The sequence below is a fragment of the Chryseobacterium sp. GW821-FHT04C04 genome (assembly GCF_059420365.1).
The window spans coordinates 1,326,473-1,341,979 of sequence record NZ_JBWKTO010000001.1 but is presented as its reverse complement, the minus strand read 5'-3'; the positions used below and the strand labels follow the sequence as shown (position 1 = coordinate 1,341,979).

Below are 15,507 nucleotides of genomic sequence, written 5' to 3'. Positions count from 1 at the left end.
GTAAACTTACTCTTTAATAAACTTCTGTACAATTGCTTTTTCCTTCGTGAAAGCTTTCAAAATATAGTTTCCTTTAGAAAGTTCTGAAATATTTATTGAGTTTCCTTTTACATTTGTTGAATTGATAATTCTTCCTGCAGCATCATAGATTTCAGCTTTTACAATTTCATTTTTAGATTGAATATTTAGAATATCCCTTACAGGATTAGGATAAACAGAAATACTCTGGTTTTTCTTATCAATTTCTGCTGTTGCTAATACATTTTGAACGCTTGTTGTGTAAGTATTGGTAACAATCGGGTTGTTGTAATCAAAATAGATTTTGGCTGTATTGCTGAAGCTGTCCCCAAGATTTAAGGTAGACTTTGTTTTGATTTTAAACGATACATATCCATCATTATTCGTATTATTAAAAGGAAGCTGAATATTTTCAAAGATAAATTCAATAATATTCGGACTGCTGATTTTAGTAACAAAATTATGGCTTCCATTTAACGCAACAAGCGAAGAAATATTAAATTTATTTATGTCAATTTCATCCTTTACCACAATATTCTGTGCATTGGCTGTCCCTGTATTTTCAAATCGGATTAGATAATGTACATAGTCTCCCACCTGAGTTTGGGTGATAGAAGTTCCTTCCAGACAGGTTTTATCATTAGGATCAAAAGAGTTGACAACCGTTTGGTTTAAAGTAAAACTATTGTCAGCAGGTGTTTCATCAGTTGCACCATTGATCTGTGCAGTGTAATGCAGAATATCACCGCCATTGACTGGCGGAGTTTGTGTTGGAGTATTTAATTTCAGAGTTACGGTAATTTCTTTGGTTTCAAAAGGAAGAAGATTCGTGAAGTTCCAGTTCAACATTCCGGTAGATTGAGCGCTTGGAGATGTCGTTGCACTAAGATAGTTCATCAGGTTATTATTGAAATTAAAAACTATATTTCCCGACTGAGCTGCAGTACCTTTGTTTTTATAGATGATTTTATATTTTGATTCAAAGCCAGGTGAAGCTGCTGTCACAGGGATAATAGCTGTTTCTAAATCATTGTGAATCCCATTGGGAGTTATGCAGAAATTTTGAGTGAAAGGACTTATCTGTTGAGGGAAATTAGCCGTAAAACTTGCCGGAGAAATATTGAAATAGGTAGGGTTTTCCAGAACCGGAGTTACTGTATGACTACCTGTCTGTACCGGAATATTGTAATTTCCGGAATTATTGGCAATCATACTTCCCGTTATTCCGCCTCCTGCTATTGTGAATTTCTGAAAAGCTTTGTTGGGATCATTGGGATCGCATCCGTTATTGTTGATGTCAACTTTTGTATTCCCTTGAATAGTGTAGAATGTACCTCCCGGGGTGAATGAGCAATATGAATTGACCATAGTAGTGGGTAATAATGAAGTGATATTGGGAATTTCAAAATCATCTGCACAGATATAAACAAGATTGGGAGTCCCTGAAAATGTTGAAGTATTATTTTGTGTAAAGTTATTGACCCCATTTTTAATAAATAAATACTTAAGATTCGGATTCATATCACATCCGAAAATTTGAAGTTTTTCATTTTGGGAGAGATCAATACTTGTAAATTTATTGTAGGTACAATTTAGGGATTCAATTTTTGGAAAAGCACTGAAATCGAGTGACGTAAACTTATTACCGGGGATCCCTAAAAATTTCAGATTAGGGGTTTGGTTTAAAGGAAGTGTCTGAAGATTATTGGAGACCAGTGATAAGTTGGTCAGATTCGTGTTGTTATTTAAAAAGATATTAGAAAGCTGGCACTGGGTCATATTCACATCATATAAATTTGTCAGTCCTGATAGATCAATCGAAAGGACTTTAGTAAAGAAAATATCCAGATCATGCAACTGGCTGCAACCCTGAAGATTTACTGATGACAAAACATAGCATCTGCTGATATCCAGTTTATATAATACTGTATTATTACTAAGATCTATACTTTGTAACAGGGGAAAATTGTCAATATTAAAATGTACCAGATTCGTAAAGCTTTTTATCCCTTCTATTGAAATCACATTATTAGAAAAGGAGGTGTAATTTTGCAAAGTAGTGGTGTCAAAGTTTAATTTACTGATATTGGCGGCTTCAGATAACTGGATTTCTCCATCATGGTTGGTATCAATAATCGTACTGTTACCCATAATATTTGTAGCCAGATAAGGTATATTGGCTACCAGCAGGCTTTTAAAATTAGCATCAGGAATATTGACAATCTGTGACTGAAGTATAGAAAATAGAGTCAGCAAAATGGCTGAGTAGAGTTTTTTCATGGTTGAGTTGGTTACGTTTTAGTTTTTTAGTATTTGATTAAAAATCAAAAGCAAAAATAAACTTTTAAGTGAATACTTTATTATTTTTTATGTCTGAATTCAAAGCATTTATGTCAAAATGAAAATAAAAAAGACTGTGATAGATTTCACAGTCTTATATAAATGATTAAATCATTATTCTTTATTGCTTTTCAATCAGATCCAGAAACTGCTGTTCATCCAGAATTTCAATTGTTCCGATATCCTGTGCTTTTTTCAGTTTGCTTCCTGCCTTTTCACCTACTACAAGATAGTTGAGGTTTTTTGAAACTGCCGAAATATTTTTCCCGCCATGTTTTTCTACCATTTCTTCAGCAGATTCTCTGGTGAATAAGGACAATTTTCCGGTAAAAAGGAATGTTTTCTCTTCTAAAATATTAGACAAAACTTCATTCGTGCTTTCTCCTTTTTCAAGCTGTACTCCATAAGATTTTAAACGCTCGATCATCAATATATTTTCAGAATTCTGGAAGAAATCTACAATACTTACTGCAATTTTAGCTCCGATATCTTCTACCTGACAAAGTTCTTCTACAGTTGCACTCTTCAACTCTTCAATCGTTGGGAAGTTTTTGACCAGTTTCTTGGCAACCGTTTCTCCCACATGCTTGATTCCGATTCCGTACAGTACTTTCTCAAAAGGAATTTCTTTAGATTTTTCAATTCCGGTGATAATGTTCTGAGCAGATTTCTCAGCCATCCTTTCCAGTGGAAGCAGCTGTTCTTTTGTCAACACATAGAAGTCAGCAGGGTTTTCAACCAGTTTTTCCCGGTAAAGCTGTTCAATTGTTTCACTTCCAAGATTATCAATATTCAACGCTTTTCTGGAAACATAATGAATCATTCTTCCCACTACCTGTGGCGGGCAGTGAAGTTCGTTCGGGCAGAAATGAATCGCCTGGTCTTCAATCTTTACCAGTTCGGTACCACATTCAGGGCAATGCTTGATGTATTCTATTTCTTTGCTTTCTTCCGTTCTTTTATCAATGTTTACGCCTACAATTTTTGGAATAATTTCACCCCCTTTTTCTACATACACAAAGTCATTTTCATGAAGATCCAGTTTCTTGATGATATCTTCATTATGCAGAGATGCTCTTTTTACAATTGTTCCAGCCAGTAAAACAGGTTTAAGGTTGGCAACAGGAGTAATAGCACCTGTTCTTCCTACCTGATAAGACACACTTTGAAGTTCTGTCTCTACCTTTTCTGCTTTAAATTTATAAGCCATCGCCCAACGTGGAGATTTTGCCGTATAGCCAAGCTGTCTCTGCTGCTGTAATGAATTCACTTTTAAAACAATCCCGTCGATTTCAAAAGGAAGGTTATGACGCTCCGTATCCCAGAACGTTATAAATTCCTGTACCTCAGCCATTGTTTTACATAATTTTGCCTGCTGTGATGTTTTGAAGCCCCAGCCCTGAGCTTTTTGAAGTAATTCCCAATGGGTTTCTGCAGGTACTTCATCGGAGATAAATTGATACAGTACAGAAGAAAGTCCGCGTTTTCTTACCTCAGCACTGTCCTGCATTTTCAAACTTCCGCTGGCTGTATTTCTTGGATTCATGAAGGGATCAAGACCTTCTTCCTGACGCAGTACATTAAGTTTATCAAAGTTTTTTCTGGTCAGATAAATTTCTCCACGCATAAAAAACTGAGTTGGGAAATCCCCTTTTAAAGTCAAAGGAATATCTGAAATGGTACGTACATTCGGAGTGATTTCATCTCCCTGGAAACCGTCACCACGGGTAACAGCCTGTGATAGCTTTCCGTTTTCATAAAGAATAGAAATGGAAGCACCGTCATACTTCAGCTCAGCAACAAATTCTACCGGATCTTCAATTGTTTTGATGATTCTTTTTTCCCAGTCTTCCAGATCGTCAAAATCATAGGAATTATCCAGAGAATACATTCTGAATTTATGCTGAATCGTAGGAAAAACTTTGGTAACACCACCACCTACACGTACCGAAGGAGAGTTTTCATCATAAAATTCAGGATATTGGGCTTCCAGATTTTGTAATTCCTCCAGAAGCATATCGAATTCAAAATCCGAAATAGTGGGAGTGTCCAGTAGATAATAGTTTTCGTTATGCTGGTGAAGCTCTTTACGGAGCTGTTCTATCTTTTGTTGAATGTTTTCAGACATTGCTTTTCTATCTTTTGAGCAAAAATAACTAAAGTAATCGCATTTAAAAAATAATGGAATTAAATAGTACAGGAAAATTAAGAATCCGTAATATGCTTTAACAGACTGGTTTTGTATGGAATAGATCGCGTGTTTAAAGTAAATTAACATAATGTTCTGATTTAATTAAAAAAATGTTAAAACTTTCTTAAACAGCTCCCCTTTAAAGTCAAGATACCTTTGCACATCTAATTGAAAGAAACCTCAACATGATCTATCAATGTGAAAATCAAAGAGGTTTCCTGGTTATTATCAAAAAATTAATAATATACATCTTCGGAAGAAATGAAAAAAGTAAAGATTGTACTGGGATTATTGTTTTTAGGGCTGGGGACTATGGCTTATGCACAGACCACACAGGCTTCTATTGTAGGGAAAGTAACCGGACCGGGAAGTACGGCTCAGGAAAAAGTGAAAGTAACGATCGTGAATGAGTCTACAGGATTCAAAACGGAAACGGAAACGAACTCAAAAGGGGAGTATATTTTTAAAGAAATTCCTCTTGGAGGACCTTACACAGTTATTGTAAACGATGATAAAAGAGAAGGCTACAATGTTAACTTCGGGGATCAGGTGACTGTCAATATGGATCTGGGAGCTGAAAAGCATATCGAAGAAGTAAAGATTACCGGAAATCTTAAAAACAAGATCGGAAACCTTGGAGCGGCTACAGCAATTTCTGCTAAAAACATCAGTATGCTTCCGGTAAACGGACGAAATTTTGCCAATCTTGCCGAACTATCACCATTAAGTGGAAAAGGAGGAAACCTTTCCGGGCAGCTGGGATCTTCCACCAATTTTACCATTGACGGGATGACTGCCAAAAACCCTACTTCTGCAGGAGCTACCACCAGTCGAAGCGGCGCCCCTTTTTCTATTTCTATTGAAGCAGTACGTGAATTCAAAATTACCACCAACCAATATGATGTGACATTGGGAAGAAGTGGTGGTGGAACCGTAAGTGCTGTTACCAAATCCGGAACCAATAAATTTTCAGGGAGTGCCTGGGAATATTTAAGAACCAACTGGCTTTCCAGTCCGTATGACATCAGAGGAAACAAAAGAGATAATGATTTCTCTACCTCTCAGTTCGGATTTTCATTGGGAGGACCGATTATTAAAAATAAATTACACTTCTTCGTAGCATGGGATCATCAGCTGGATTCAAGACCGTTGGCTATTGCTGATATCAAATCTCCGGATGATGAGAAGAGATTCAGTACTACCACGCAAACCCTTAATCAGTTTCTGGATATTGCAAGATCAAAGTATGGGGTAGGGAACAGTCCACAATTCGGAACTTTTGATAAAGTAAGAAACTCGGATGCTGCATTCTTACGTTTAGACTGGCAGATCAACGAAAAAAACTTATTAACATTAAGAAATAACTTCACTTACGATCTAAATAAAAACGGTCTTGGTGACAATACAAATATCAATTTCTTTGAATCTTACGGGAACGATAAAAACCTTGACAACAGTTTATTGTTAACCTTAAGAACCAACCTGCAGTCTAATTTAACCAATGAATTAAAGGCTCAGTATCTTTATACTTTCCAGGACAGTTACCAGAACAATCAGTTAGGAAAACCTGTACCGAGAGCTATTGTTGAAGGAGTAGCTTCAAGTGCAGGATCTACTAATATTCAGATTGGAGGACACCGTTTCGGACAGGAAAGTTTTAGAAATAATGTAATCCAGATTGTAGATAACTTATACTATAATACCGATAAGGTAAAATATACTTTCGGAGCTGATCTGATGTATACAACAGCAAAATCTGTGTACGGAAGTGAAGTAAACGGAAGATTCCATTTCCAGGGAATGAGTAATTTTGATGCGATGACCCCTTACAGATTCTATAGAGAAGTTCCATTAATGGAAGATCCGTCTGTAAGATCAAATATCTGGAATATCGGAGTATATGGACAATTCCAGACAAAAATAGCAAAAGGTCTTGATTTAATGGCAGGTTTAAGATTAGACTACGGAGGCTATCCAAAAGCAGAGCTCAACCAGAAATTGTTTGATGAAATGGGAATCAGAACGGATAACAAAATCAAATCATTCGTGATTCAGCCAAGATTCCAGTTTGACTGGAACATCAATGAAGGAAATAAAGACTTCCTTAAGTTCGGGGCCGGAATTTTCTCTTCCGATATCAACAATTATATGATCATCAACAACCTTGTATTCGACGGAAAACATTTGGCTACTGTGGATGTGAATCCTACAGCTATTGGTCTTACTCCTGATTTTAATAGCTATAGAAATGATTATGGATCGGTTCCTTCACTTGCTCAATACCAGATTCCAACCATCAATTATACAGGGAAAGATGCAAAAATTCCAATTGTTTATAAAGCGAATATTTCTTACACCCATTTCTTCAATGAAAGGTTCAGAGCAGGAATTGCAGGATATATGGCTTTGGGTAGAAATAATTACTATTACTATGACAGAAACATGGTGGCCAATCCTTTCTTCACCTTAGCTAATGAAGGTGGAAGAGGAGTGTTCATCCCTACAAGTGCTATTACCAATAACGCGAATAACAGTGTAAGCTTTGACTGGAAAGCAGGAAGAATCAATAAAAATTTTGGTAGAGTACTGGAGCTGGTGAGTGATGGTAAAGTAAACCAGTTCTCATTCGTAATAGATACAAGTTACCGTTATTGGAAAGATGGGGAGATCACAGCAAGTTATACATGGTCTGACATCAAAGACAATACTTCCTACAACGGAAACGTAGCGAACTCTGCAACACTATCTACCATGATTCAGAGTGATCCGAGAGATTTAAGAATGACCTACTCGGATAATCAGTTCCGTAATAAAGTGGTGATCTACGGTAACTCACCTACCATTGCAGGATTTACATTGGGGATCAGATATTCAGGAATCGGAGGTACCCGTTTCTCTGCTACAACAGGAGGAAATATCAACGGAGATTTTGTAGATTCCAATGACCTTGCCTTTATCTTCCCGAATATCACCAAAGCCATTCTGGATGATCCACAGGTAGGACAGGCTCTGAAAGATTATATCAACGAATACAATGGCAAAATTGCAGAACGTAACGGAGGTAAAAACGGATTTTATGGCGTTTGGGATGTACGTGTAGCGAAGAAAATTAAATTTGACAAAGTAGGTGCTTTTGAACTTTCTGTAGATATTTTCAACGTAGCCAATCTTCTTAACAAAGAATGGGGGGTAAACAAGTCATACGGCAATACATCTTTGTACAAAGTGACTAAGTTTAATAAGGACACGATGCAGTATGAATACACCAAAAACGTAAGTGGCGGTGGTTTGGTTCCTCTTTCAGGAAATCCATATCAGATCCAGATTGGTGCGAAGTATAGCTTCTAACCTTACTTTTAAACCATTGAGGCATAAAAGATTTTAGGTTAAAACCTAGGGTAAGGTTTACATTATTCTTTTATGTCTCTGTGGTTTCAACATTTTATTAACTACCTTTATCAGAAAGTTTCAGGACTTTGTTTTTAAATATCTAAATTATATTATGAAAAATTTTATCTTAGGGTTAGCAGTTTTAAGTACAGTTATGATGAAAGCACAAACCCAGATCATTGCCCATAGAGGATATTTCCAGGCTCAGCCTCCTACAACGGAGAACTCACTTCAATCATTGGAAAATGCCCAGAAATTGAAAGTATATGGGTCTGAATTTGATGTAAGAATGACAAAAGATGGTGTATTGGTGATCAACCACGATGAGCATCATGGTAAAATGGAAATTTCAGAAGCTACCTTCAAAGAATTGGAAGCATTGAAATTATCCAACGGAGAAAAATTTCCGACGTTAAAAGATTATTTAAAACAAGGAAAAAAAGATAAAGCTCTGAAGCTGATCGTTGAAATCAAACCTGCCAAGACTCCGGAAATTGAAAATGAGATCACTCAAAAAACGATCAAAATGATCAAGGATATGAAACTGGAATCTCAAAGTGAGTTTATTTCTTTCAGTCTTAATATCTGCAAAGAGATCAAAAAGCTGGCGCCTGCCTTTAAAGTTCAGTATCTGAATGGTGAACTGTCTCCTGAGCAGATCAAAAAAGAAGGATTGGATGGTATGGATTATCACTACAGCGTTTTCCAGAAAAAACCTACCTGGATTGCTGAAGCAAAAACATTAGGATTAATTACTAATGCATGGACAGTAAATGACATTGCTGTATATGATGAATTGAAAAAACAGGGAATCGGGTTCGTAACAACCAACATTCCTGATCAGTTAAAGAATAAATAACGATTGAATATCCTTCACCAATAGTACAACTGAAGGACAAAATATTCCCATTCCTTGGAGGGGTGGCAAAAATTCAAAGAATTTTTGGCGGGGTGGGTTAAAAAGACATCCCAGTTAAACCAATAACAATCATAATTTACACAGTCTGCCTTATTTTAAAAGGGCAGACTGTTTCTTTTTAGACACTAAACACATCTTCTTAATAATAGCGAAAGAAAGAGTATAATTGAATTCTTGGTATATTGCTGAAAATCAACTGTTTGTACGTGTTGTGCAATATTATCTCAAGGAAAGACAATAAAGATACATAATTATAGTTATAGAATACTATTAAAAACACTTAATTGCTTAAGTGTTTATTAATTAGATATTTATCCAATGTTATTAAGGGTGGGTTAATATATCGTTTAATAAATTTTTAAGAAACGTTAAAATTGTGTTAAGGCGATCCTTGTTATGTCGTTCTAATTTTGCGCAAACAAAAAGGAAATGCGTAAAGAGACACAGAAACTGTTGGTTTTGTCACTGTTAGGATTGGTCAGCGTCAATCTGGCAGCTCAGCAGAAAGCTAAAAAAGACACGATTAAAGGACTTGATGAGGTGGTAGTTACTGCTTTGGGAATTAAGAGGCATGACAGAGCCCTGGGGTATGTTGCAGAAAAAGTAGAAGCCAAAACATTTGAAGAAACCCAGAACAACAACTGGGCACAGTCCATGGAAGGGAAAGTGGCAGGTCTTAAAGTTCAGACAGCCGGTGCAGGGCCGCTTGGGACTTCCAGAATTACCTTGAGAGGAGAAAAATCCATTATGATGGATCATAACTACGCCCTGATTGTAGTGGATGGTGTTCCATTAGGAAATTCTACCACAGGTTCCGGGACAGCAGCATACGGAGCCGGTTCCGGAGGAGATGTTCCGATTGATCTTGGAAATGGACTGAACAGCATCAATCCGGATGACATCGAATCTGTAACGGTATTGAAAGGAGCTTCTGCTGCCGCATTATACGGATCCCGAGCCGCTAATGGAGCCTTAATGATTACCACAAAATCCGGAAAAACAAAAAACGGGAAACTGAGAGTAACTTTTAATTCTTCTTCAAGCTTTGATAGCGTATTGAAATGGCCGGACTGGCAATATGAATACGGACAGGGAACGCTGGCAACCAATACAGCAGGAAACTTTTACTACTCTTATGGTCTTTCCGCAGATGGACCGAGCACCGGTGGTACAAGTAGTGCTTTCGGGCCTAAATTTGCCGGACAGTATTACTTCCAGTATGATCCTAATATACAGGGACAAAGTAAAGACAGGCAGTTGTGGAGACCTTACGAAAATAATATCAAAAGTTTCTGGAGAACAGGTTCTACCTATTCCAACAGCATTTCCGTAGAAAGTTCCAATGAGAAAACAAGCTTCAGATCTTCGCTTACGTATCTTAATAATGAGTGGATGATGCCAAACACAGGCTTTGACAGGTTCAATTTCGCCTTATCATTTGCCCATCAGCTGACTAAAAAATTAAAAATATCAACCAAATTTGCCTATAACACTACTACCAGTGACAATCTTCCTGCAACGGGATACAACAACCAGTCGATCTCCTATTTTATGATTTTTCAAAATCCGAATGTGGATTTGGAATGGTATAAACCCATCTGGAAACCCGGACAGGAGCAGGTAGATCAGATACATCCTTTCAGTTCCTATATCGACAACCCTTACATGATTGCTTACGAAATGCTGAATGGAGTCAGAAAGAAAACAATTACAGGAAATATCACCGCAGAGTATCAGTTTAATAAAAATTTCAGCTTAATGTTGAGGTCAGGACTTGAAATTCTGAACGAAAAAAGAACCACCAAAAGACCGTGGAGTTCTGCCAACTACCTGAAAGGTTTCTACAGAGAGCAGTTTATCAAAAATCAGGAATATAACAATGATGTTTTATTCTCCTATAAAGCAGATTGGAATAAATTCAGTATTTCCGCATCAGCAGGGGGAAGTATCCGTTATAATGAATATCTGATGACCGATTTCCAGGCCATCGGATTGAAAACTGCTGGTGAATACAGTCTTACCAATGCGCTTTCTATTCCGGTTAAATATCCTGCACCAAGAGATAAACATGTAGACAGCGTTTATGGATTGCTTACATTGGGATATGACAATAAAATATTTGTAGATGTTACCGGAAGAAATGACTGGAGTTCCACTCTTCCGAAACAGAACAGATCCTTCTTTTATCCTTCGGTGAGTACCAGTTTTATTCTTTCAGAGATTTTTAACCTGAAAAGTAATAATCTGAACCTATGGAAACTGAGAGCTTCATGGGCGAAAGTAGGGATAGACAGTGACCCTTATCTTCTAGATAACTATTATACCGCAAGTAATATTACCGGAAGCGTAGTGGCACCAAGCACCTTTAACAATCCTTCCCTTAAGCCAGAGAACAATACCAATATTGAAGCCGGTATGGATTTCAGCTTTTTCAAAAACAGATTGAATCTTAATCTTACGGCTTATCAAAACGTTAGTGAAAACCAGATTATCCCGGTGTCTCTGCCTTATGAAAGTGGCTATTCCAAAAGGGTAATCAATGCAGGGAAAATCCGAAACAGAGGACTTGAACTTTCAGCCGATATCTTTGCTGTAAAAGGTAAAAATTTCTCATGGAAAGTAGGTGGAAACTGGTCTGCCAACGAAAACAGAGTAATGACCTTACCTGAAGGATTTGACGGAATTGTTTCCAACGTAGGCGATGTGGTTTTCTATAAAATGGAAGTAGGAGGTTCACTGGGAGATATGTATGGATTTAAATTATTAAGAACTCCGGACGGAAAAGTAATCTACGGAGACAACGGACTTCCCGGAAGACCTGCAGACATCGAAAAAGTAGGAAATGCATTCCCGAAATGGAGAGCGGGTCTTCAGAATGATTTCAAGATTAAAAACTTTACAATAAGCTTCTCGTTTGACGGTCAGTATGGAGGGGTTGCTTATTCTCAGTCGCATCATAAAATGTCTGAGCAAGGTAAACTGAAATCTACCCTTCCGGGAAGAGATAATCCGGGCGGAATCATTGTAGGAGAAGGGGTCGTTCAGAATCCTGACGGATCTTACAGCCCCAATACAAAAGGAGTAACGGTATCTTCTTATTATGCAGATTATTACAGAAGAGCTAATGTGGAAACCAACAGCTTCAGCACCGATTTTATTAAGCTTAGGGATGCCAGAATTGCCTATTCTTTCCCGAAAGAAACCATACAGTCTTTAGGGCTGGATGATCTTACGCTTGCCATTTTCGGAAAGAATCTGTGGATGTGGACGAAGTTTCCAATGTTTGATCCTGAAGTAGCCACGCTGGATAATGCAACCATTACTCCGGGAGTGGAAATGGGTCAGCTGCCTACAGCAAGAACTGTTGGGTTTCAGTTAAATCTTAAATTCTAAAATCTTTAAAAATGAAAAAAATAATCATACCTCTTGCATTGGCTGTTTCTGTTGTCATGCTTCAGTCCTGCGACAGAACATTCGAGGAAATCAATACAGATACCAGCAAGATCAAAGATCCGTCGGTAGGAAGCCTTCTTGCACCTATCCAATATGAAATGGGAAGTTATGGATATAACAGAGCAGACGATTTCACTTTTGATATCATGCAGATCGCTTTAGATTTTCCGAGTGAAGGAAATACCTACAGCAGATATTATATGGATGAAAAAAGTGGTAACGGCTATTGGAATACTTCTTATAAATGGTTGAAACAGGTAAGTGACCTTAAAAAATATGCCACAAAAGAGCAAAATAATAATTATCTGGCCATATCAATGGTTTTAAATGCCTGGATTGCCTCTAATCTTACCGATGCATTCGGAGATGTACCTTTATCGGAAGCGGTGAAAATTGAAGAGAATATTCTAAGACCGAAATATGACAAACAGAAAGATATCTACATCCAGCTTTTAAATGACCTGAAAACAGCCAATTCACTATTTAATACAACACAGGCACTCACAGAAACGGATTTGTTTTATAATGCCAATACCAATAGCCAGACAGGGATTTTAGGATGGAAAAAATTCTGTAATTCATTGTCATTAAGATTGCTGACCAGAATTCTAAGCAGAAACGGAGAAGTAAATGTATATGAAAGAATTCAGGGGATTGTCAACAATCCGGCTCAATATCCTATTTTTCAAAGTAATACAGACAGTGCTGTATTACCGCTCTCCGGAGTATCTCCATACTTGCCGCCAATTGCCCGACCACAGGATTTTACGGCGTACAGATCAGCAGGCGAGTTCTTTGTGAATGCGATGAAAGATAATAATGATCCAAGGATGAGTATTTTTTTTACGAAAGCTAAAGCTACCACTGGAGAAGATCTTGGTTATAAAGGAGCTCCTTCAGGATATGCGTTGGGAACAGCTTTCAACTATCAGCCTTCTAACCTTAACCAAAATTTAGCAAAAGCACCTTTAAAGATCTTAATCATGACCTATTCTGAAGTTCAGTTTATCCTGGCAGAGTTGGTCAATAGAGGAATTGTTGCAGGAAATCAGCAAACCTATTACGAAACAGGAGTGAAATCTATTATTGAACAATGGGGAGCAACGGTTCCGGCCAATTATTTCAGCAATACAAAAGTAGCTTACGATGGTTCTCTGGAAAAACTTATGCTTCAGAAATATATTTCATTGTTTTTTGTAGACCATCAGCAATGGTATGAATTCAGGCGTACAAAACTTCCGGTACTTCCTAATAATGGAGGACTTCAGAACGGAGGGCAGATGCCTGTAAGATTTATGTATCCAACAACGACAAAAGTGATGAATACAGATAATTATAATGCAGCTGTACAATCCATGGGAGGAGACAATATCAATATAAAAATGTGGTGGAATAAATAATAACCTCAATTGAAAAATTTAAAAATAATTTAAAGATTTAAAAATGATGAGTATCAGTATAAAATTTTTAATGCCTTGTATGTTGGTTTCAGCAATGGCATTTTCACAAACTTCTGTTTCAGGATATGTTTACGAAGACAGCAACAAAAACCAAAAGAAAGAAAACCGCGAGAAAGGAATAGAAGGTGTATCTGTTTCCAATGGTGTTCAGGTGGTTCTTACCGATAAAAACGGAAGATACAGCCTGCCGGTTCAGGAAGATCAGACTATTTTTGTGATCAAACCTTCAGGTTATCAAACGGCTTTAAACGCAAACAATCTTCCACAATTCTACTATCATCATAAACCAAAAGGTTCTCCGGCAGATTTTAAATACAAAGGAGTAGCTGCTACAGGAGACCTTCCCAAAGAATTGAACTTCCCGCTTTACCCTCAAAAAGAAGACAAAAACTTTGATATCCTTGTTTTTGGTGATCCACAGCCTTACACAGAAAAAGAACTGGACTATTTCAAAAGAGGAATTGTAAACGAAGTGAGAAATACCAAGAAGAATGCAGTGTTGGGAATCAGCCTGGGAGATTTGGTAGGAGACAACCTGAGCCTTCAGAAACCTTACGCAGATGTGATGAAAGATGTGGGACTTCCCTGGTATAATGTAATGGGAAATCATGACATGAACTATGATGCAAAAGAAGACAGGCTTTCCGACGAAACATTTGAATCCAATTTTGGTCCTGCCAATTATTCCTTCAATTATGGGAACGTGCACTTCATCATTCTGGATGATATTCTTTATCCCGATCCGAGAGATGGCAAAGGATATTGGGGAGGATTCCGTGAAGACCAGCTTCAGTTCATCGAAAACGATCTGAAACTGGTAGATAAAAATAAACTGATTGTCATTTCTTTCCATATTCCATTAGAACATAAAAACGAAGACAACTTTAGAAATGCTGACCGTCAGAAATTATTTGATTTCTTACATCCTTTTCAGAATGTATTGCTTTTATCAGCACATACACACATTCAGCAGCAGATTTTTTACGGAAAAAAAGCAGGCTGGAACGGAATCAAAGAGTTACATGAATATAACGTAGGAACCACTTGTGGAGATTGGTATTCAGGAACACCTGATGATGCAGGACTTCCTACCTCAACCATGAGAGATGGAACCGCAAAAGGATATTCTTTCATCAGCTTTACAGACAATCAGTATAGAGTTAAATACAGAACAGCAGGAAAACCGGAAGACTATCAGATCAAATTATATGTTCCGAAAGTGATTCCATCCTCAAGAACTTCTGCAAAAGTATTGGCTAATTTCTTCATGGGAAGCAAAAAAGACAAAGTAGAATACAGAATAGACGGAGGGAAATGGGAAGAAATGGAATACGATGAAACCATAGATCCAAATTTTGCTCTTTCCGTTTTCAAATGGGACACCACAGAGAAAATTCTTCCGGGAAGAAGACCTTCCAATCCCGAAATGTCAAAGCATATCTGGGAAGCTGACTTTCCTAAAAAATTATCATTAGGAAGACACAAAGTTGAGGTGAAAGCTGTCGACATGTATGGCAATGAATTCTCGGCTTCAGAAGAATTTGAAGTTCAGAATGCCATTCAGATTCCTTAAGCATTTTATTTTTTTTACTATACCTTTTTTAGATTTTGAAACCGGTTCTCATGAGCCGGTTTTAATTTTTTGCTGAACCCTAGATTAACCACAAAAGTCACAAAAGTTTTTAATTTTTTTTTATAAAAATCTACATTTTCATCTTATGTAAACTTTTATGCAG

The 15,507-nt window shown here is 37.3% G+C and carries 7 protein-coding genes; 5 read left to right on the top strand and 2 right to left on the bottom strand.

Annotation, left to right across the window (positions count from 1 at the left end):
* Window positions 1–6: 6 nt before the first annotated feature.
* Both AC07UM_RS06070 and ligA read right to left on the bottom strand, forming a co-directional pair.
* On the bottom strand, window positions 7–2,298 hold the full coding sequence (locus tag AC07UM_RS06070; RefSeq protein WP_494684854.1) for a DUF7619 domain-containing protein: 2,292 nt from the start codon (window positions 2,296–2,298) through the stop codon (window positions 7–9).
* A gap of 181 nt (window positions 2,299–2,479) precedes the next feature.
* Complete coding sequence (gene ligA, locus AC07UM_RS06065; RefSeq protein WP_494684853.1) at window positions 2,480–4,486, bottom strand: NAD-dependent DNA ligase LigA; 2,007 nt, start codon at window positions 4,484–4,486, stop codon at window positions 2,480–2,482.
* 324 nt (window positions 4,487–4,810) lie between these two features.
* On the opposite strand from ligA, the gene AC07UM_RS06060 reads away from it, so the two are divergent.
* The 5 genes from AC07UM_RS06060 to AC07UM_RS06040 all read left to right on the top strand — a co-directional run bounded on the left by AC07UM_RS06060 (window position 4,811) and on the right by AC07UM_RS06040 (window position 15,344).
* The gene (locus AC07UM_RS06060; protein WP_494684852.1) at window positions 4,811–7,897 is read left to right on the top strand and encodes a TonB-dependent receptor; all 3,087 of its coding nucleotides are present in this window, start codon (window positions 4,811–4,813) and stop codon (window positions 7,895–7,897) included.
* A 154-nt stretch (window positions 7,898–8,051) separates the two neighbouring features.
* On the top strand, window positions 8,052–8,798 hold the full coding sequence (locus AC07UM_RS06055; RefSeq protein ID WP_494684851.1) for a glycerophosphodiester phosphodiesterase: 747 nt from the start codon (window positions 8,052–8,054) through the stop codon (window positions 8,796–8,798).
* A 489-nt stretch (window positions 8,799–9,287) separates the two neighbouring features.
* Complete coding sequence (locus AC07UM_RS06050; RefSeq protein ID WP_494684850.1) at window positions 9,288–12,251, top strand: SusC/RagA family TonB-linked outer membrane protein; 2,964 nt, start codon at window positions 9,288–9,290, stop codon at window positions 12,249–12,251.
* An 11-nt stretch (window positions 12,252–12,262) separates the two neighbouring features.
* The gene (locus AC07UM_RS06045) at window positions 12,263–13,711 is read left to right on the top strand and encodes a SusD/RagB family nutrient-binding outer membrane lipoprotein (protein ID WP_494684849.1); all 1,449 of its coding nucleotides are present in this window, start codon (window positions 12,263–12,265) and stop codon (window positions 13,709–13,711) included.
* Between the two features lie 70 nt (window positions 13,712–13,781).
* Entirely contained in the window at window positions 13,782–15,344 is a 1,563-nt protein-coding gene (locus tag AC07UM_RS06040; protein ID WP_494684868.1) for a calcineurin-like phosphoesterase C-terminal domain-containing protein, read from the top strand.
* The last annotated feature ends 163 nt before the right edge of the window (window positions 15,345–15,507 follow it).